Origin of the sequence: Asticcacaulis biprosthecium C19 (assembly GCF_000204015.1) — a bacterium.
GTDB classification, from domain to species: Bacteria; Pseudomonadota; Alphaproteobacteria; order Caulobacterales; family Caulobacteraceae; genus Asticcacaulis; species Asticcacaulis biprosthecius.
In genome coordinates this window covers 1,120,578-1,141,018 of the sequence record NZ_GL883077.1, presented here as the reverse complement: position 1 = coordinate 1,141,018, position 20,441 = coordinate 1,120,578, and the positions used below count along the sequence as shown (strand labels likewise).

General features: G+C 61.3%; 11 protein-coding genes and 1 pseudogene. 6 read left to right on the top strand and 6 right to left on the bottom strand.

The annotated features are described in order from the left end of the window. Nucleotides 1-62: 62 nt before the first annotated feature. On the top strand, nucleotides 63-1,337 hold the full coding sequence (locus ABI_RS05595; protein ID WP_006271888.1) for a metallophosphoesterase family protein: 1,275 nt from the start codon (nucleotides 63-65) through the stop codon (nucleotides 1,335-1,337). Next, nucleotides 1,334-4,813 (top strand): AAA family ATPase, encoded by a 3,480-nt coding sequence (locus tag ABI_RS05590; protein WP_006271887.1) that lies wholly within the window; start codon nucleotides 1,334-1,336, stop codon nucleotides 4,811-4,813. The genes ABI_RS05595 and ABI_RS05590 overlap by 4 nt, the downstream gene beginning before the upstream one ends. Nucleotides 4,814-4,834: 21 nt before the next feature. Here the strand turns inward: ABI_RS05590 and rhaI are convergent, their stop codons facing one another. The 3 genes from rhaI to ABI_RS05575 form a co-directional block, all read right to left on the bottom strand. Beyond that, nucleotides 4,835-6,160, bottom strand: a complete 1,326-nt coding sequence (gene rhaI, locus ABI_RS05585) for an L-rhamnose catabolism isomerase (RefSeq protein ID WP_006271886.1) — start codon at nucleotides 6,158-6,160, stop codon at nucleotides 4,835-4,837. Between the two features lie 140 nt (nucleotides 6,161-6,300). Beyond that, nucleotides 6,301-8,391, bottom strand: coding sequence for a bifunctional rhamnulose-1-phosphate aldolase/short-chain dehydrogenase (locus ABI_RS05580; protein WP_211211116.1), 2,091 nt, complete (start codon nucleotides 8,389-8,391; stop codon nucleotides 6,301-6,303). A 154-nt stretch (nucleotides 8,392-8,545) separates the two neighbouring features. Then, nucleotides 8,546-9,379 carry an O-fucosyltransferase family protein gene (locus ABI_RS05575; RefSeq protein ID WP_006271883.1) on the bottom strand — a complete coding sequence of 278 codons (834 nt, stop codon included), beginning with the start codon at nucleotides 9,377-9,379 and terminating at the stop codon, nucleotides 8,546-8,548. Nucleotides 9,380-9,638: 259 nt separating this feature from the next. Between ABI_RS05575 and ABI_RS26595 the strand changes: the two are divergent. The 4 genes and pseudogenes from ABI_RS26595 to ABI_RS05560 form a co-directional block, all read left to right on the top strand. Then, a pseudogene (locus ABI_RS26595) lies at nucleotides 9,639-10,313 on the top strand (FGGY family carbohydrate kinase); the annotation flags it as partial. A 9-nt stretch (nucleotides 10,314-10,322) separates the two neighbouring features. Then, on the top strand, nucleotides 10,323-10,982 hold the full coding sequence (locus ABI_RS26590; protein ID WP_374188340.1) for a hypothetical protein: 660 nt from the start codon (nucleotides 10,323-10,325) through the stop codon (nucleotides 10,980-10,982). Nucleotides 10,983-11,070: 88 nt separating this feature from the next. Then, the gene (locus ABI_RS05565; protein WP_006271880.1) at nucleotides 11,071-11,913 is read left to right on the top strand and encodes a DeoR/GlpR family DNA-binding transcription regulator; all 843 of its coding nucleotides are present in this window, start codon (nucleotides 11,071-11,073) and stop codon (nucleotides 11,911-11,913) included. A gap of 46 nt (nucleotides 11,914-11,959) precedes the next feature. Continuing rightward, a complete protein-coding gene (locus ABI_RS05560; protein WP_006271879.1) occupies nucleotides 11,960-12,379 on the top strand; it encodes a hypothetical protein in 420 nt (139 codons plus the stop codon). A gap of 80 nt (nucleotides 12,380-12,459) precedes the next feature. Here ABI_RS05560 and ABI_RS05555 read toward each other — a convergent pair whose 3' ends face one another. From ABI_RS05555 to ABI_RS23425, 3 genes are all read right to left on the bottom strand, one after another. Further along, entirely contained in the window at nucleotides 12,460-13,866 is a 1,407-nt protein-coding gene (locus tag ABI_RS05555; protein WP_006271878.1) for an HlyD family type I secretion periplasmic adaptor subunit, read from the bottom strand. A 1-nt stretch (nucleotide 13,867) separates the two neighbouring features. Then, nucleotides 13,868-15,628 carry a type I secretion system permease/ATPase gene (locus ABI_RS05550; RefSeq protein WP_006271877.1) on the bottom strand — a complete coding sequence of 587 codons (1,761 nt, stop codon included), beginning with the start codon at nucleotides 15,626-15,628 and terminating at the stop codon, nucleotides 13,868-13,870. A gap of 396 nt (nucleotides 15,629-16,024) precedes the next feature. Continuing rightward, on the bottom strand, nucleotides 16,025-20,332 hold the full coding sequence (locus tag ABI_RS23425) for a beta strand repeat-containing protein (RefSeq protein ID WP_006271875.1): 4,308 nt from the start codon (nucleotides 20,330-20,332) through the stop codon (nucleotides 16,025-16,027). Between the last annotated feature and the right edge of the window lie 109 nt (nucleotides 20,333-20,441).

The following is a 20,441-nucleotide window of genomic DNA, read 5'->3' as shown; positions in this document are numbered from 1 at the left end:
GATGGCCGCCGCAGGCCCTGAAGGCTGTCATGCGGCAGGCTCGGCCAGGGGAACCCGGACATATGAGCTTTCGTTTTGTGCATACGGCGGACATCCATCTCGATTCTCCGTTGAAATCTCTCGCCTTGCGAAATCCGTCCCTGGCGGACATTGTCGCCAATGCCACGCGCCAGGCGTTCGTGAGGATCATCGATCTGTGTCTGCGAGAGTCAGTCGACGCCCTCCTGATTGCCGGCGACCTCTATGACGGCGACCAGACCTCAATGAAAACGGCGCGCTTCTTCGCGGAACAACTTCACAGGCTGGACGCTGCGGGTATCCGGACCTTCATCCTCCGCGGCAATCACGACGCACTCTCCCGTATCACAAGGGAATTGTCGTTTCCTGACACCGTCACGACCTTCGGCGGACGCGCCGAGGCTGTCGCGCTCGATCGCGGAGGCGTTTTGCCGGACATCGTGATCCATGGACTGAGCTTTGCCAATCCAAAGGCGCCTGAGGGCCTCCTGCCGAAATACAAGCCGCCGGTAGCCAAGGCCGTCAATATTGGTCTGATGCACACCAGCCTGAATGGTGCGCCGGGTCATGATCCCTATGCGCCGTGCACGGTGGCCGATCTTGACGCGAGCGGCTTCCACTACTGGGCGCTTGGCCATATTCACAAGCGTTCCGTGAACATCGGCCGGGCAACCATTGTCATGCCTGGCAATCCTCAAGGGCGCGACATCAACGAGGCCGGGCTGAAATCCGTTTCCCTGGCGACCATCGCTGAAGACGGCAGCATTTCGCTCGAAGAACATGCGGTCAGCATAGCTCAGTTCGAACGGCTTACAGTGGACATCGCCGGCATAGCAGACTGGCGCGACCTGGTTAGCGCCACGGTTAGCGCCTTGAAGGCCTTGCGCCGCGAAGTCGCCACCGAACATTTGATTATCAGATTGCACTTGACCGGCGCCTCTTCTCTGGCCTGGACGATACGCCGCGATATGGACCTTCTGGAGCAGGAGGTCGGCATGCACGCGGAAATGACGGGATCTGTATGGATTGAGAAAATTGACCTGCAACTCGATTTTGCGCCGGTCAATGATGCTGACAGCAGCGATACGCTGAGCGAACTCCACAAGCTGATGTTAAACGACGTCGGTCGTGGTGAAGGCTTTCGATCGCAAATGGATGAACACGCCAGCGATCTGATCAGGGCCCTGCCGACAGAGCTTCGCAACCTGTTGGGCCGTGACGAGTCAGAACGGGAAGCCTGCCTTGCCTCCCTTCTGCACGAGGGCGCGGACGAAGTCCTCGCCCGCCTATCCAGCCCTGTAGCAGGAACCGCTCGATGAGGTTCAACCAGCTCGATCTCACCCGGTACGGTAAGTTCACCGACTTTTCTATCCGGTTCGGCGAAAAGCCGGCGGATGGCTCCGACCTGCATATCATCTACGGGCCTAACGAAGCCGGCAAATCGACAAGCTTCGCCGCGATGCTGGACCTGCTCTATGGTATCGAAAAGCGGTCCAAGTATGGGTTCAAGCACCCCTACAACACGATGCAGTTGGGCGGGATCGTCGAGGTCGACGGCAAGGCGACGCAGTTTACCCGCCTCAAGCGGGACCAGCAAAGTCTTCTCGATGCACAAGGCCTGCCGATTGCCGACGCCGTGATCCTGGCGGATCTGGGCGGCATCGAACGGTCGGCGTTTCAGACCATGTTCTCGCTTGATGACGAGACCCTCGAACAGGGCGGTGAAAGCATACTGGCCAGCCGCGGAGCGCTGGGAGAGCTTCTGTTTTCGGCCAGCAGCGGGCTGTCCCTATTGAGCCAGAAGCTTATTGAGCTTCGCAGCGATACGGACCGGTTTTTCAAGCCGCGCGGCCATAGTCATGAGTTGGCGCAACGCAAGAAAGAACTCGACACACTGAAATCCCGCGCCGATGCGCTCGACGTCGCGGCCTCGGCCTACGCCAAATTGATAGAAGCCCGTCAAGTCGCTGCAGACACCTATGCCGGCGCCTTGAGGGAGCTCGCAAACGACAAGACGCGCCTCGACGGCCTCCAGAAAGCCCTGCGCGCCCATCCGAAATACCAGCTTGTGCTCCGGCTGAAGCGTGAGCTTGATGCCTTGCCGGACATTCCCGATGCGCCTGTCGACTGGCTCGCCGCAGCACGACAGCTCGAAGTCGAGGCCGCGGGGCTTGAGACGGCAGAGGCGCTCAACACCGCCAATGTCGTAAAGGTCTCCGGCGAAGTGTCCGCGATCGTCGTCGACGAACCTATCAGGGTGCTGGCCGCCGCCCTCGACGATCTTCAGCTTTTGCGCGCCAAGCATCTGTCGGCCGTAAACGATCTGCCGGCGCGCAAAGAACGTCTGACGGAAACCAAGGGGGCGATCGCCGAAGCCTTGAAGCGCCTGGAACGCCCCGTCAATGCCAGGCCCGGTGACCTGATCCTCACGCCCACGGTACGCGGACATTTCGACGACCTGCTGGCCGAACATTCCAAGCTGTTTGAACACCTTGAAGCGGCGAACGCCGAACACGACCGGGCAGCCGCCGCCCTGCGTGAGGCCGAAGACAACCGCGGCGGCCCGAATGCGGCACGCGATCCGCTGTCGGATACAGTCCGCCATCGCCTTTTGTCCGTAATCGACTCCATCCAGGCCTCGGATCATGCGGCGCGAAAACAGGTCTCCAGCGAAGACCACCGCGAAAAGACAGACATCCTGGCGGCCCAGCTTCGCGACCTGAGACCCTGGACGGGTCAGGTCGAAGCCCTTGGCGACCTGCCGGTTCCGGCGCGCGACATAGTCTGTACCTGGCTCGAAACCGGACAGGAGCGCCGAAACCATCGAAAACAGATAGAGGCCGAAATCCTGCGTCTGGAAGACCAGGAAGGTGATGCCCAGGCACAGCTTTCGGCCCTTGAGACGGTGGGTGGCCTGGTCACCGACGGGGAGGCGCAAAAGAGCCGGCGAGATCGTGAAACGGCGTGGCTGGCGCATCAATCCGCGTTGAATGCCCAATCGGCAGACCGGTTTGAGGCCGCCATGCGAAACGATGATGAGATCGGAGACACGCGTTTGTCCCGTGCCTCCGATCTCGCGCGTATCAATGAATTGAGTGTCCAACAGGCGGTTGCGGCAAGACAGTTGAAAGACCGTCGAGCAAGCCTCGCGACGCTGGATGAGGACCTCGCGGACCTGGAGGCGGCGGTTGCCGGGGCCTTGTGCGCCATCTTCCTGACGCCCCCCGACGGATGGAGCGCACAACAGGTATTGACGTGGCTGGACCTGCGTTTGCGCGCCCTTGCCACCTATGAGGATCTGCGTAGAGCCTCTATTCGCATCGCCAGCGCCGAGGCCGACGAAGCCGCCCTGGCCACGGTCCTTCGCGGCGCACTTGAAGCGGCCGGCGAAACCGTGGCAGACCCGGCGTTGATCATCCTGATCCAGAGAGCGCGGGAGCGTCTCGAAGCCGATACGGTGTTGCGGGCAAGCGAAGGAGAACTCTCCCGGCTTCGACGCGATCAGCAAGCCCGCAAGGCTGCGCTGAGCACGACTCAGACCAAATTCGCGGCATGGCAGGTCGCCTGGAACGCCGCCTGTGCGTCTTGCTGGCTTGGCGGCGAAGGGGCGGTCCCTCCCCCCGCCGTGGTGCGACGGATCTTTGTCGAACTCGAGACCCTGTCACCCCTCGTCGCCACTCAGGTCGACCTTGAGTACCGCATCGCGGCGATGGAGCAGGACCAAAAGACCTATGCGGACGTCGTAGCAGCGCTTGCGGCGAAAGCGGGTCTCACAGCCGGCATGCCGGCTTTTGAGACGGACCAGACCCTGATGGCCGCACTGACCCATGCCAATACCCAGGCGCTCGCGCGGGACAACGCCGAAGCTCGGCTGGCGGACCTGCGTGCCGAGGGCGCACGGCTGGCCGAGGTACGGATAGGCTATGACGCACGCCTTGCGACGATGGCGACGCACTTCGGTGTCACCGGCCTTCCGTCGGTTCTGGAAAAGCTTATGGCGCTGGCGGACCGCCGGGATCTGCAAGGCCAGATCGAGGCGGCCGAAGAGGAGGTTTTGGGCCGTCTGGGGGTGGCGACAGTCGGCGAGGCCCAGGCTCGGCTGGAGGCATTTGACGATGAGGGCGCCCGGCTGAATGTCGAATCCATGACGTTGAGCGTTGAGAACGACGAAAACCGGCTCAGAGACTTGTTTGCTCAAAAGAGCCGTTGTGACGACGCCGTCAACGCCGTCGATGGCGACGATGCGGTGGCCCGACTTGAAGAGCAGAAGCGGACGCTGCTGTTGCAAATCGAAGACGGCGCACTGCAATGGCTCCGGCTTAAGCTGGGTATCTCATCCGCCGAGCAGGCGCTCGGCCTGTATCGCGAACGTCATCGCAGCGCCCTGCTCGTCCGCGCGTCCGAGGCGTTCGCCCTGGTCAGCAACAACGCTTATACCCGGCTTTCCGCGGTCGCTGAGAAGGACGGCGAAATCCTGGTTGCGATCGCGGAGGATGGAAGCTCAAAACGCGCCTCCGAACTTTCAAAGGGCACACGATTTCAGTTGTATCTCGCCTTGCGCGTGGCGGGTTACCAGGAACTCATCAGCCGGCGCCCGGCTGTGCCCTTCATCGCCGATGACATTCTTGAGACATTCGATGATGTCCGGGCTGAAGAGACGCTGAGAGTTTTCGCGAAGATGGCGACCTCCGGCCAGGTGATCTATCTCACCCACCACAAACACCTGTGCGATATGGCCCGCCAGGTGTGTCCGTCGGTCAGGATTCACGAACTGCCGGCGCGCGCCGGCACATAAGGGCGGGAGTCGTAAAGGGTATCAGACGATCCCGCCGGCCAATTCGGTGCGGGCCTTGCGGGTTTCGGCCTTGTGGGCGCGGTAGCCGCTTTCGCGATAGGCGGCGATCGGGTCGATAGCCCCGCCCATCCGAACCCGCGCCATGGCCAGGGCCGCGCGGACATCGCTTTCGAACGCCAGCCGCAGGCTGTTGTGCGCCATGATGACATCATTGTCTTCCTGATAGGCGCGCATTGCGTCACGGTCGACGATCAGCGCCTTGACATAGGCGCCGGCGATCGCACGCGCCGAGTTGAGCAGACTCTCAATCGGATCGGTGACATTGTGGGTCTGATCCATCATGTAGGACGGCGTGAACCGCGTACCGGTCCGTTCGGCGCGCTTTTCGGCCGAGACCAGTTCGTTGAACACCAGAAACAGCTGGAACGGATTGATCGAGCCCGAATCCAGGTCGTCGTCACCGTATTTGGAATCGTTGAAATGGAAGCCGCCCAGCTTGCCGAACTGCGACAGGCGCGCAACGATCATCTCAATATTGACGTTGGGCGCATGATGACCCAGGTCGACCAGGCACTGCGCCTTGTCACCCAGGGCCTGGGCGCACAGGATCGAGGTGCCCCAGTCCTGGATGACCGTCGAATAGAAGGCCGGTTCGTACATCTTGTGTTCGATCAGCAGCCGCCAGTCGTCGGGCAGTTGGCCGTAGACGGTGCGCAGGCTTTCGAGATAGCGTTCCAGGGTGTCGGTAAATTCGACCTGGCCCGGAAAGTTGGAGCCATCGCCGATCCACACGGTCAAAGCCTTCGAGCCCAGCTTCTTGCCGATGTCGAGGCATTCCAGGTTATGTTCGATGGCCTGTTGCCGCGTCGCTTCCTGCGAATGCGACAGCGAACCGAACTTGTAGGACCGCTTTTGGCCCGTCTGGTCCTGGAAGGTGTTGGAATTGATGGCGTCGAAGCCGATGCCGAGCGTCTGGGTGTACTGGCGAAGGGCTTCGTAGTCGTCGCACTTGTCCCAAGGAAAGTGCAGGGAGACCCGCGGCGTCAGGCCGGCCAGTTGATTGACCACCGAGCAGTCCTCGACCTTTTCGAAGACATTGGTTGGCTCACCCGGCAGCGGGAAACGGGCATAGCGCGTGCCACCCGACACCATACCCCAAGACGGCAGGCCGACGGAAAAGGCCATCAGCTTTTCGACGAGGTCTTCGATATCGATATTGACGCGAACGAGACGCGCCGCCAGGGCGTCGTAATCGGCCATATGCGCATCCATCAGCTTGGCGTTGGCGCGCGCGATGACTTCCTGCGGTATGGTCGCGATCTTCCTGTCGACGGCCAAAAAACCCATCTGAATCCGCTCCCGTTACTTTGTCTGTTTTTTCAGACCATCGCGCGAAGTCGGCTTTTCGTCAATTCAACTGCACATTATGGTTGCGCTACCATGGGTTTTCCATACCCGCAACGTGTCACATTGGCCATAGCAAAGGGTTAACGCGTAAAGGCCATGGCATTGCCGCCGTCGACATTGAGGATATTGCCCGTCGATTTCGACGCCGCGGGAGAGGCCAGGAAGATGACCGCTTCCGCCACGTCTTCCGGGAAGACCGAGCGCTTGAGCAGGCTGCGGTTGCGGTAGAACTCCTCCAGTTCGGCGTCTTCCAGATTATAAGCCGCCGCGCGTTCCGCCCGCCAGGCACCGTTCCAGATCTGCGAACCGCGGATGACCGCGTCCGGATTGACGACATTGACTCGGATGCCGTGCGGCGCGCCTTCGACCGCCAGGCAACGCGCCAGGTGCAGTTCCGCCGCCTTGGCCGAGGAATAGGCCGAGGCATTGACCGACGGCGCCAGAGCATTTTTCGATCCGACAAAGACGATCGAGCCGCCCAGAGGCTTCATCGCTTTGAAGGCTTCGCGCACGGCCAGGAAATAGCCATCGCTCAAAACGGCAAAATTGCGCCGCCACAGTTCGAGAGAGGTGTCCTCGATGGCCGCTGCCGAAGCGATGCCGGCATTGGCGACGAACAGGTCGACCCCGCCGAACTGTGTCGCCGCATAGGTGAAGGATTCCAGCACCGCCGCTTCGTCGGTGACGTCAGCTTCGAAGGCGCGCACCCGGTCGGCGGAATGGACGGCGCTGAGGTCGGCGCGCAGCGCTTCCAGCCGGCCACCGTCGATGTCGGTGAGGACGACGTGGCCGCCACGTTGCAGGACGGCCTCGGCAATGGCCCGGCCGATGCCCCCAGCAGCGCCCGTAATATAGGCGACCTGGCCGGCAAGCAGGCCGGGTTTCGGCTGACGCTTGAGCTTGGCCTCTTCGAGTAGCCAGTATTCGATATTGAAGGCTTCCTGTTCGGGCAGGGCGGCGTAGCGGTCCATGGCTTCGGCGCCACGCATCACATGGATGGCGTTGGTGTAGTATTCGGCAGCGATACGCGCCGTCGCCTTGTCCGCCGCAAAAGTCATCATCCCGTAGCCCGGCACCAGCACGACCACCGGGTTGGCGTCGCGCACGGGCGGGCTATCGGGACGTCGGCAGCGGTCATAGTAGGCGCCGTAACCGGCGCGGTAGGCGTCCAAAGCCTGATCGATGGCAGCCCCGTCGGCATCGGCGGCCAGGACCAGAGGACGGATCTTGGTGCGCAGGAAATGGTCTGGGCAGGAGGTGCCGAGCGCTGCCAGACGCTCCAGATCGTTGGAACAGACGAAGTCGAGCACGGCCGGGCTGTCATCGACATGGGCCAGCTTCAGGCGTTCAGCGCTGAGCTTGGCGCGCAGGACAGGCGTCAGGCGGGCAAACAAAGCGTCGCGTTCAGCCCGGCCATGGGGGCGGATCTTCGCGCCGCCGAAGCCCGGCCGGCCGGCAGAGCGGGCATCGATGAAATCCTGGGCGCGACGGATCAGGTCGAGGCTATTACGGTAGCAGGCCTCCGATGTGTCGCCCCAGCACATCAGGCCGTGACCGGCCATGACCATGCCGCGCCAGTGCGGGTGGGCGGCGGCAGCATCGCGGATGCGCAGACCCAGGTCGAAGCCCGGCCGCTGCCAGCCGATCCAGCCGACACTGTCGCCATAGACCAGCCGCGTCAGGCGCTCGGAATCCTGCGCGGCCGCGATGGCGATGACGGAATCGGGATGCAGGTGGTCGACATGGGCGTAAGGCAGGAAGGCGTGCAGCGGGGTGTCGATGCTGGCAGGACGCGGATTGAGGCCGAAACCGCAGTGCGGAAACAAGTCGACCATCTCGTCTTCGTGCGCCAAGCCGCCATAGCGCTTTTCGAGGCCGCGGACCTTGTCGAGATAGAGGGTGGCAAAGCCGTCCCGATTCATCGAGCCGAGATTGCCGCCCGAGCCCTTGACCCACAGGACTTCGACCGGTTCACCGGTCAGCGGGTCGGGCTGGGTGATCTTGGCTGAGGTGTTTCCACCGCCAAAATTGGTGACGGTCGGGTCGCGCCCCAGCAAGTTAGACCGATAGAGCAGGCTCTGCGGCGGCGTCAGGTTCGCATGGTGGGCATCGTCCCACACCGCGCCACGCCTTGGAAGAACCTCCATCGGTGTCACCTGCGATACGCCCATGCGCCAACCCCAACCACTACTATGTTTTCAATCGTACCTTTCTAAATACAATCCCAAACGCTTACGATCAATCGTAAATGATCACCATGGGGCGCTTTATTTTGCCACATTATGAGATCAATTGCGGATATTTGAGAATACGCGTCAACATCAATCAAAATCCGAAGGCGATGTCCCATATACCCTCGGTCATGGCGGCCTGGTCTTCCGGCGACGCGGTATAGCGATGCACGGGAAAAAGGTGGAGCCGGTACCGCGGATCATCTATCGGCAGGAGATCGACATCGCCGCGCTGCACTGGGTTGAGAAAGCCGGCCACCGGATAGTGAATGACGGCATCGTCCTTCGACAGCCACGCCGCCAGCCACGAAAATGTGCTGATGGCGATGATCTTGTGGCGGGCGTGGCGAACCGTCTGGAAATCGGCCAAAGCGCCCTGCCCGCCGACAAAGCGGCCGCTGGGAAAGGCGGCACGCAAGGCGTCGGTGTACCAGTTGCCGGCCTCGACCTGACCGACAAAGACCGGCCGCAACCCCGTCACATTTAGGATATGGCGATAGACATCCAGCGGCAGGGGATAGTAGTCGGGATGGATGCCGGCCAGGATATCGCCGGTGCGGACATTGACCACGATCTCGTCGTCGCCGACCGGCGTGCCCGTTTCGTCAGAATGGAAAATGCGGCGGAAGCGGTCCAGGTCGTGGCCGAAATACTCCATCCGTTGGGCGAAGGCGTCGATGTTCAGCCCGTCGTGGCCACCGCCGGGCGCAACCCCACGCAGGGCGCCGTCGATATCGACCTTATGGCCGTAGGGCAGGCGAAAAGGCGCCTGCCAATCCGGCCGGTCGATGACATCCACAAGACCCCATTCCGGCATGTTGCAGCCGCAGATCTCAAAGCCCGGCAACCGGTTTCCAAGGTACACGGCCAGCATGTAGCGGAACATCTGGTTGCCGAGATTGCATGCCTGCACGCGGATATAGCTCACACCCGAACTCCTGGTGACTGTTGCAATCTGCTTTAACCAAGAACCGTGCACAATGGAATCGTCATGATTTGGCAACACCCGCAGCCGCCTTATGTCACCGGTGTCACAAAGGCTTGATTTGCTGGCGCCTTGGGATATAGTCATACAAATAAAGAAAAGGCACGAAGCGCCGACGGGTCTACCCGCAGCGACTTCGGCACAGGGTTGAAACGGGAAAACATGCCAAAAAAAGCATCAGGGCAAGTGCGTCGTTTTCGATGTTGGCAAGACCTTCGCCAAGGTCAGTGTCGTCGACAGTGACGGCCGCATCTGGACCGAGCGCCGCCGCGCCATTCCGCATTTCGACGCCCCCCTTTATCGCGCCTTCGATGTCGACGCCCTGCACGACTGGCTAATCGAACAACTGCGCGAGTTGGGCATCCTGTTTGCCATCGACCGCATCATTCCCGTCAGCCATGGCGCAACCTGCGCCTTCCTCGACGAAGATCACAAACTGGTCCAGCCGATCCAGGACTATGAATCGGCCGTCCCGGCCGAATATGTCCGCGCCTATGGCTTTATCCGGCCGGGCTTCGACGAAACCCAATCGCCGTCCCTGCCCTTGGGCCTGAACCTGGGTTGTCAGATCTTCTGGCATTCGCGCCGCGCGCCGGTGATGTTCGCCCGGGTGCGCTGGATCCTCAACTACCCGCAGTATTGGGCGTGGCGTCTGACCGGCGCCCTGTGCAACGAAGTCACTTCTATGGGCTGTCACACCGATCTGTGGTGCCCGGAGCGAAAGGGTTTCTCATCACTGGCCGTCAAACAGGGCTGGGCCGATCTGTTTCCCCCGATGCTTCGAGCCTGGGAGTCGACGGCCACCCTGCGCCGTGACCTGGCCGATGCCGCCGGCCTGCCACCGTCGGTGAAGGTCTGCGTCGGTGCCCACGATACCAACGCCGCCCTGGCCAGCGTCATTGTCGATGGCGAAACCTCACCGGCCCTGCTGTCGACCGGAACTTGGTACATCGCCATGGCGCCCGGCGCCTCGCCCAAGGGCCTGGTGCCGCAACGCGATTGCCTGGCCAATGTCGATGTCTTCGGCCGGCCGGTGCCCTGCGCCCGCTTCATGGGGGGCCGGGTCTATGAAAACATCGTCGGCGGCTCCGAGGTCGATGAAGCCGCTCTGCGCGCGGTGATGCGCAAGGGGACGGCCGGCCTTCCGGTGTTCCTGGACACGCAAGGGCTTTGCCCAGGCCTCAATGGCGGGGTTCCCGTGCTGGGTGAGACCGCAGAGGAGAAGGCCGCCATCGGCCTGTTGTATGTGGCGCTGATGACCTCGGCCTGTCTGGACCTGGTCCATGCCGATGATCAACTTCTGATCGAAGGCCCCGCCGCCGGTAACGCCCTTTTGTGCGGCCTGATTGCCGCCCTTCGCCCTGGCCTGGTGGTGGTAGAAAACAACTGCAATGCCGTCACCCTAGGGGCGGCGCGGCTCGCCTTCTATGATCGGCCTGCACCGCGGCCCCGCCCCCGCCAGGTGGTAACGCCGGTATTACGCGACGACATTCGTCGTTATCGCGAACTATGGCGCGGCCGTGTCACGGCAGAGTTGGCCGCGTAGTTATCGACAAATGGCTGGAACCTCCGTATAGATCGATCAATATCGATCACCGCGCGGACCGATTCGCGCAAACGGGATACGGGGACGCATGCATTTTCAGGATCGCTGGAAGCGGATTATCGACGAACTGAGCCCCGATCGCGTCACCTCGGTCGATGAATTGACCGAGCGCCTGGGTGTGTCGCCGGCCACCATTCGCCGCGACCTCAACGAACTGGACGGCCTGGGTTATCTGCTGCGCGTGCGCGGCGGCGCCATGCGCGCGGAGAGCAAGGCCTACAAGCAGGCGTCGGATGAGCGCCGCAGCGAAGGCCTGCAGGGCCAGCCGGGCTTCCTGGACACCGTCATCACCCATGCCGCGTCCAAGCGTGCCATAGCCCGCACGGCTTTGGAGTTCCTGACACCTGGCCTATCCATGATCATCGATGGGGGCACGACGACCTACACCATGGCGTCGATGATGCCGAACGAGCCGTTTCACGTGCTGACCACCTCGATCGCCATCCTGCAGGGACTGATCGCGCGGCCGAAAGTCAAGGTGACCCTGCCCGGTGGCGAGTTCTTCCGTGAGCAGAGTATCATCCTCAACCCCTATGAGGACGGCATTCTGCAGCACTTTACGGCGGCGCGGATGTTTATCGGCTGTCAGGCGATCACGCGCAACGGCTTGCTGCAAACTGATGGACTGCTGGTCCAGTCCGAACGCCGCCTGATGGAACGGGCCAACGAAATCATCGTGCTGGCGGATTCGAGCAAGATCAATGCGTCAGGATCGCTGGCGGTGTGTCCGCTCACCAAGATCGACGTCCTAATCACCGATGACGGTATCGCGCCGGACGCGGTCAAATGGCTGAGTGACGCCGGGATCGATGTGCGTATTGCCGAACGTACGGCCGAGGACCGCAATACCCCGGTGCCGCTGCCGCGGTAGCTATTGGTGACGCGGGCGTCACCGCTCTGGATCAGGAGCTGATAGTATGCGCAGCGTGATCGTGCATTTGATAGAAACCACGGAAGCCGAAGTCAGCGCCTTCCTTGAAACGCGATATCCCACTCAGGCCGGCCCACCTTGGGTCGCGTTGTCTAACAATGAACAGTGTTTATACATCAATTTCTATACCCATCTTCTTGAAGAGGCCGGACCCGACGAACTTTCAGAGCTGGAGCGTCGGCTGGGCTTGATGCCTTCTATTAGCGTTATCGCTGATATTTCCGGACGGCACTCCGGCGACCTTGAGGTTGAAGCGTTTATTACTGTCATGCTAACGAAATTCAGCGGCGTGGCCGGGGATGACTATACCGCGCGATTTTGGACCCTGGACGAAATCATCTCTGCCGGAGACGTACAAAACGGCCAAAGGTTTTTTGACTACCGCTGGCGATCGCGGCTTCATTGAAGAGCCAGTTTAGCAAATTTGCGAACAAAAAAATCCCGGATGAACCATCCGGGATTTTTGTTGGCTCAATGTTATCAAGCTTACGACTCTCGGAACGTCTTCCACAGCGACTGGTTCAGCGGTTCCAGCAGGTACTGCAGAACGGTCCGCTCACGCATCGGGACCACCACTTCCACCGGCAGCCCCGGCTTCAGTTGCTCGGTGCCCATGCGCGACAAGGTTGCCAGGGTTTCCGGCGAGATCTGCACCCGCGCCGTATAGAAGGTATTGCCGCTTTCCTTATCGGTGAAGCTGTCGCCCGACACGTCCAGCACCTTGCCCTCAAGGATCGGCGCACTGTGTTCGTGCAGCGAGACGAACCGCACCTGAGCGATCTGGCCGGACTTGATGTCGTTGCCGTTGCGGGCCGGCACCATGGCCTGGATCACCAGGGGCGTGGATTCGGGCACAATATCGAGCAGCTTTTGACCCGGCTGGATCACGCCGCCGACGGTGAAGACCTGCAGGCCCATCACCTTGCCGGTCGCCGTGGCGCGGACATGCAGCCGGTCATAAGCGGCACGCGCGGCCACCAGTTGCGGCTCCATGGTCTTGAGACGGCCCTGGGTGTCGTTCAGGTCGGCCATGACCTGGTCGAGATATTGCTTGCGGATGCCGACGGATTGCATCTGGGTTTCCCCGATCTGGGCACGGGCCGCAGCGACCTGGGCCCTCAGAGCGCCGTATTCGCCTTCCATGCCGGCGATCGACTCCTGCAGAGCGCGAACCCGGGTGGTCGGGGCATAGCCGCGGGCGTTCAGGTCTTCGACCCCCTTCAGTTCATCCTTGGTCAGGGCCTGACGGGTCTGGTTGGACGTCATCTGCTCCTGGTTGCCGATGATCTGCTGCTCGCTCTGAGCGACGCGCTGCTCCAGCACAGACATCTGCGACGCGAGGAAGGTGCGGTTGGACGCCATGGTCTTGCGCTGCAAATCCATGGATTCGTCGATCACCGGGCGGAAGGCTTCCGGCAGGTCGGCGAACTCGACCGGTTCGGCGAAGCTATTGCGCAACCCCTGTTCGGCCAGCAGGCGCGCCTCGCGCGTCTTCAGGTCGATGAACTGCGCCATGAGAGCATTAGCATTGGCTTCGGTTTCGTCGCCCGACATGGTGATCAGCTCCTGGCCCTTGCGGACCACGTCGCCTTCCTTGACGTGCAAGGCGGCGATGATGCCGCCTTCCTTGTGCGCGACTTCCTGGCGGTTGCCGACGACGGCAATCTGACCGCTGGCATAGACCGCGGCATCGACGCGGGCAAAGGTCGCCCATCCCATCAGAACGACGAAGAAGATGAAGACCACCAGCAGACCGAAACGGATGTCCTTGCGTGGATCATCCGAGCCGTCGGTGCCGCTCAGCCCCAGGACACCAGCGATGCCACCGCCCGACGGCGGCGTCTTGGCTTCAGGCGAAGGGGCGGTCGGGTCGAAATGTGTGCTGTCGGGCATGTCAGTTGGCGGCCTTTCCGCCGGTAATCGGCGCCAGGCTGGTCGGCGTGGCGTTGGAGGCTTGTTGTTTCTTCATGGCTTCGGCGTATTGCGCCGGCGTGCCGAGGAAGGCGACACGGCCATTGGCCAGCATCATCAAACGCGTGACCCGGTCCAGGACCATGGCACGGTGGGCGATGACAATGACGGCACCACCGCGGGCGCAGACCCCGTTCATGGCATTGATCAGGGCGATTTCACCGGCCTGGTCCTGATAGGCGTTAGGTTCGTCCAGAACCAGGATCGGCGGGTCGCGATACAGGGCCCGCGCAAGGGCAACACGCTGCGCCTGGCCACCGGACAACCCCTGACCATTCATGTTCAGGAGAGTGTTGTAACCGTTGGACAGCTGCAGCACCATGTCGTGGACACCGGCCAGTTTGGCCGCGGCAATGACCAGTTCATCGATCTCGTCGGAGTCGCCGGATTCGAAACGACAGATATTGTCGCGAACCGTCCCGGGGAACAGAGTTGGGTCCTGCGGCAGATAGCCGATATACTTGGCCAGGACTTCGGGATCCCAGTCCTTGCGCTCGGCGCCGTCGACGCGGATCGCGCCGATCTCGTAACCGTCGCAGCCGACCAGGACGCGGGCCAGGGTCGACTTGCCGGCGCCGGAAACCCCGGCAATGCCCAGCATCTCGCCCGGACCGACCCGGAAGGTGATGTTCTGCAGGATATAGGCCTTCTGCTCGGCATGCACGATGCTGAGGCCCTCGACCTCCAGCACGGCCTTGGGACGCGGCAGGCTGGTCACGGCCTTGGTGGCGTCTTCGGCCAGGGCCTTGTCGATGGTGCGGAAGGCATTGTAGCCGCGGATCAGGCTGCGCCAGTTGCTGATCACCTGTTCCATCGGCATCAGGGCGCGCGCCATCAGAAGCGAGGCGGCGAAGATAGCACCGGCAGAGATTTCCTGTTGCACGGCCAGATAGGCACCGACGCCCAGCGAGATCGACTGCAACAGCTGGCGCAGGAATTTCGAGCTGGTGGTGTAACCGCCGACGCTCAGATTGGCCTTGACCTGATCGTCCAGAGCCGAATGACGCTCTTCTAGCTGCTGGTTGACCAGAGCGCGGCGCATGCCCAGCGCGCGCACGACATCGGCGCGCTGCGTGGTGGCTTCCTGGCGGGTATAGGCCTTCTGCATGTTTTCAGCGGCCTGGGTGATGTAGCGGTAAGAGGCGCGCTCGCTCAGCCAGGTGATGATGCCAAGGGCGACGCCGCCGCCCACCGTCATCCAGCCCAGAACCGGGTGCAGGATGAAGCACAGGCCGACGAAGAGGAAGATCCACGGCAGGTCGAACAGGGCCACCATGCCCTGGCCTGACAGGGTCTGCTTGAAGGTGTCGAATTCGCGCAGCAGGCCGGCATTGGTCGCCTGACGGCCATTGCCGATCCGCGCGTACAAGTGATTCAGCACATTGCCGACCAGCACCTTGTCCAGACGCATGCCCGAGCGCATCAGCAGGCGCGAACGCACGCTGTCGAGGAACGACAGGGCGATCAGCGACACGATCAGCATTAAGGTAATGTAGATCAGGGTGGTCATGCTGCCGGTCGACACCACGCGGCCATAGACCTGCAGCATGTACAGCGTCGGCGCCAGGCTCAGCATGTTGATGAAGAAGCTGAAGACCGCCGCATTAATGAAGTGCGGCCGGCATTGTTTGATCGCGTCCGCCATAACGGGGTTGATCTTGATTCGGAAGAGAGATGAAATCATGGCGGCCGTTATATCAGGAGAGAATGACTAAAAATAGCGTGTTAATTTCCCCAAAGGCCATACCCGATAATCCTGCCCCAGCGCAAGCTTTCCGGGTGCACGGCATCGAGAAAGAAAAAGTCGCGCCTTCCCGCCTGGGACGACGCGGCCTGTGGGTAGTCAGAACTTGCGGGCAAAATTTATCCGCATCGCGTAGCCAAGGCAAAGACATTTGTCCGTTATGCGCATCGGGGGAAACCTAGTATACTACAGTTAGATTTGGCCGGCCCGTCGAAAGACAGGCCGGCCAGAGAGCTTCCCGAAACGGGTGACGCACGTTCTGGACCAAGGTGCGCGTCAAAAGAAAAGCTTAGAGCGCCGATCCTACTCTACAGGATCGAAACACGCACCAATATGTTACCACACCATATGGTCCAGGACATCCGCCTGGCTAGCGCTCAGCACGGTGACGGTATTGCCGCCGCCCAGATTAACCAGAACGTCTGCGCCCATCTGGGTGACCATGGCTGTATTGATCACGCCAGCGGTATAGGCATTGACATTAATGCTGTCATTCTCGGCCGCGCTGAAGTCGGTGATGGTGTCCTTCCAGCTACCCGTCAGGAAAACGAACATATCAGCCCCCAGGTTACCAGTCAGGGTGTCGTTACCAACACCGCCATCCAGGCGGTTGCTGCCATCATTGCCCGTGATCGTGTTGCCCAGCGAATTTCCGGTAGCGTTGATGTTGCCCGCGCCCGTAAGGGTGATGATCTCGACGGCGCGGCCTAACAGCGAATAGGTGACCGAACTGATGATTGTATCCGTGCCTTGGAAATGCAGTTCGGTGACATTGTCCAGGGCATTGTCGACATAATAGGTGTCGTCGCCCAGGCCGCCGACCAGCTTGTCCATGCCGGCCCCACCATCCAGCAGGTTGTTGCCATTGGTGCCGGTGAGGGTGTTGTTCAGCGAGTTACCGGTGCCGTTCAGATTGTCCGTTCCGTTCAAGGTCAGGACCTCGACGGCTCGCCCGAACAGCGAATAGCTGACCGAAGAGATGATGGTGTCGGTGCCTTCGAGGTGGTTCTCGCCAACGCTGTCGCCAATACTGTCAACGTAATAGGTGTCGTCACCCAACCCGCCGACCAGGCGGTCCGCTCCGGCGCCGCCGTCCAGCAGGTTGTTACCGGCATTGCCGGTGACGGTATTGTTGCCGCCATTGCCGGTGCCGTTGATATGGGCCGAACCGGTCAGGACCAGGTTTTCCAGGTTGGCGCCCAGACCATAGGTGACCGACGCCTGCACCGCGTCCGTACCTTCGGACGCATTTTCAGTCACCATGTCACCCGCCCCGTCGATGACATAGGTGTCGTTGCCAAGGCCGCCCTGCAGGGTGTCATTGCCGCCCTGCCCGTCGATCAGGTTGTTGCCCGAATTGCCGCCGATGCGGTTGGCGACGGCATTGCCCGTGGCGGTGAGGTTGCCGCTGCCGGACAGGGCCAGGCTCTCGAGGTTTGCGCCCAGGACATAGCTGCGTGAGGCCAGCACCCAGTCGGTGCCTTCGCCGGCGTTTTCCGCAACGATATCGTCGGCGTCGACCACGAAGGTGTCATTGCCAAGTCCACCCGTCAGGGTGTCGTTGCCGGCGGCGCCTTCCAGCCAGTTGTTGCCGGTATTGCCGACGATCGCGTTGGCAAGACCGTTGCCGTTGCCCACGAAGTTGCCGGTTCCCGCAAACATAAGGTTTTCGAAGTTGGCACCAAGGTTATGAGACAGGCCGGCCACCACGGTATCGGTGCCCTCACCTGCCAGTTCGGTCACGCTGTCTCCAGCCACGTCAACAACATAGCTGTCGTCGCCCAGGCCGCCCAGGAGGGTGTCGTTTCCTAGCCCGCCGGCCAGGGCGTCATTGCCACCTGCCCCATTCAGCAGATTGTCGCCATCGTTGCCGACAAGCCCATTGGCAAGGTCGTTGCCGGTGCCGGTCAGATTGGCCGTACCAGTCAGCGTCAGGATTTCGACGTTCGCGCTTAGGGTATAGTTGATTGAAGCCTGGACGACGTCGGCGCCCTCTCCCGCCGCTTCGGTCACGACGTCGCCGCTGTTGGCGACGACGAAGGTATCGTCACCTGCGCCGCCGGCCATGGTGTCGTTGCCAGCCGCGCCGTTCAGGATGTTGTTGCCGCTGTTGCCGGTCAGCACATTCTGGGCGGAATTGCCGTTACCGTTGATATGGCCGCTACCGGTCAATTCCAGGTTTTCGACGTTGATCGCCAAAGTGTGACCGACGGACGCCTGGACGGTGTCGGTACCCTGGAACACGGCTTCGACGATCGCTTCGCCGGAAGCATCGACGACATAGGTATCATTGCCCGAGCCGCCGGACAGACTGTCGGCCCCGGTTCCACCGCTCAGGACATCATTTCCGGCGCCGCCATACAGTGTGTCGAGGCCGGCACCGCCCTCGAGACGGTTGGCGGATTCGTTGCCGGTGATGACATTGGCGCGGCCGTTACCCGTGCCGTCGATCGCCGCTCCATCCGCCAGAATCAGATTCTCGAGATTGGCGCCCAGAGTGAAACTGGCGGAACTGTTAACCTGATCAGTGCCCTGGCTGGCAGCTTCCGCAATCTGATCATCGCCGGAATTGACCACATAGGTGTCATCGCCGACGCCGCCGGCAAGCTGATCATCGCCAAGGCCGCCATCCAGGTGATCGCCTGAATTGCTGCCGGTCAAGGTATCGTTGCCGGCTTCGCCATACAGCATCCCGGAGGAATACCCCGAGGCCGTAATTTCGTCATTGCCGTCACCACCCTGAGCCCCGGAGCTCTGGATCGTGTCGTTGCCGCTGCCCCCGTTTGCGCCGCTATAGGCAAAGATCAGGTCGTCGCCAGCACCGCCATCAGCAATGCCTGAGGTGAGACCGTTAGCGTAGAGCGTATCATTACCTGCACCACCATCGACACGCTGAAGGTATTGTGAGCCACGGCCGTCGACGAGATCGTCGCCCTCGTTGCCATAAAGGCTGGAGGTATAGTAGCCGGCCTTGAGGCTGTCATTACCGCCCATGCCGAACACAAGGCCGAAGCTCCCGTAAGGATTGCCGGAATCGGTAACGGTGTCTCCGAACTCGCTGCCTTCAACCCAGACGGCGCTTTCGATATTCTGAATGGTGGCGCCCCCGACCTCCTGGCTGGTCAGGCTCAGGTTGAAGGTCACGCCGCTGGTGGCGCCCTGGAAGCTGATGAACAGGCTGTCGGTACCTTCGCCGCCATCTACACTGTCGCCATAGCCCGCAGACAGGACATCATCACCGGCACCGCCGTTCAAGGTGTCGGTCTCGCTGCCGCGATCGAGCTGCGGCGGGGAATAGGTATTATTGTACCATGGCGTCTGGTAGCTGCCCGGAGCCGCCGCAGCATGCAGGCGGTCGCTCCCCGTACCGCCGTTCAACAGGTCGCTGCCGCTGTCGCCTTGCAGCTCATCGGAACCACCATTGCCGTTGAAGCTGTCATTTCCGCCCTTGCCTACGGCTGTGTTGCTGTCCTCGCTGCCGGCATAGGTGTCCGGGTTATCCGTACCGGTAAAGTTTAAAACACCGAGATTGGCGCCCGCCAGGACCACATCGACGAGATAGGTGCCGTTGGAAAATTTCAAGGCTTCGATGCTGGAGTCCAGCAGATCGGTACCGTCGGGAGAATCGGGGCGCAGGTCGACCACGGTGACAAATTGCGTGTCCGGGTCCCGAGTTACCTGGTAATCAGTAACGGCGCCACTGTAGACGGCAATATCGCCACTGCCGGTGCCATAATAATAGTGCGGAATGTTGTCGCCACCAGTCAGGGAGTCGTTACCAGCGCCGCCGGTCAGCATGTCCTCTGCGCTGTTTCCGAGCAGAATATCGTCCCCACCCTCACCCAGCAGAACAGATGCCACGCCCTGCGCGCCGACGATTTCGTCGTTTCCGTCGCCGCCGTAACCCGGGCCGTTGTGCGTGCCCGACGTCATCATCAGAGTATCGTTGCCGGCGCCGCCATAGACGTCGGAGTGGGCGTAGATCAGGTCATCCCCATCACCGGCATGGGCGCTGGTCCAGCTATTGCTGTAGCTGTAAAGGGTATCGTCACCAGCGCCTCCGTCAAGACGGTTGAGATACTGGGAACTGCGACCGTCCACGAGGTCATTGCCATCGTCTCCGTACATTTCGTAAGTATAGTAGCCGGCTGTCAGAGTGTCATTTCCACCCATGCCATGCATGTACGGCGCATCACCATGCCAGTACATAGCCGCGCCTTTGATCATGTCGTTGAATTCGCTGCCCTCAACCGAAAGCAGGTTTTCGATGTTCTTGATTGTGGCACCGCCCACGGTCTGGCTGGACAGCATCATATCGAAACTTATGCCTGAGGTTGCTCCCTGGAAGCTGACATGCAGATAGTCGACGCCGTCGCCGCCGTCGATGCTGTCGCCGAATCCTGCCGAAATGGTGTCATCACCGGCACCGCCGTTGACCGTATCGGCCGTTGCGTCACGGTCGAGAGTGCCGTTGTCCCCCAGCAAACTGTCAGTATAGAGCGCATCGTTGTCCGCGCCGCCGTCCAGTACGTCACTGCCCCCTTTGCCGATCAGGACATCGTTTCCAGCGTTGCCCGAAGCCGTATCATTGTCCGCACCGCCCGTGAAAGTTTCGGCGTTCGCGCCGCCAACAAAATTCGCCATTTTGATTTTTCCCCTAAAAGGCGCTCAGGCTAACAAGCTATGCCGAACTGCCTGATACACGTCATGCCTGATTATGTTGCCAACTGCAACGAGCACGACGAAAATCACG

Excerpts from the sequence above, each read along its gene's own strand:
- ABI_RS05595 (WP_006271888.1), top strand. The coding sequence starts at position 63 with ATGAGCTTTCGTTTTGTGCATACGGCGGACATCCATCTCGATTCTCCG.
- ABI_RS05590 (WP_006271887.1), top strand. The coding sequence starts at position 1,334 with ATGAGGTTCAACCAGCTCGATCTCACCCGGTACGGTAAGTTCACCGAC.
- rhaI (WP_006271886.1), bottom strand. The coding sequence starts at position 6,160 with ATGGGTTTTTTGGCCGTCGACAGGAAGATCGCGACCATACCGCAGGAA.
- ABI_RS05580 (WP_211211116.1), bottom strand. The coding sequence starts at position 8,391 with ATGGGCGTATCGCAGGTGACACCGATGGAGGTTCTTCCAAGGCGTGGC.
- ABI_RS05565 (WP_006271880.1), top strand. The coding sequence starts at position 11,071 with ATGCATTTTCAGGATCGCTGGAAGCGGATTATCGACGAACTGAGCCCC.
- ABI_RS05560 (WP_006271879.1), top strand. The coding sequence starts at position 11,960 with ATGCGCAGCGTGATCGTGCATTTGATAGAAACCACGGAAGCCGAAGTC.
- ABI_RS05555 (WP_006271878.1), bottom strand. The coding sequence starts at position 13,866 with ATGCCCGACAGCACACATTTCGACCCGACCGCCCCTTCGCCTGAAGCC.
- ABI_RS05550 (WP_006271877.1), bottom strand. The coding sequence starts at position 15,628 with ATGATTTCATCTCTCTTCCGAATCAAGATCAACCCCGTTATGGCGGAC.
- ABI_RS23425 (WP_006271875.1), bottom strand. The coding sequence starts at position 20,332 with ATGGCGAATTTTGTTGGCGGCGCGAACGCCGAAACTTTCACGGGCGGT.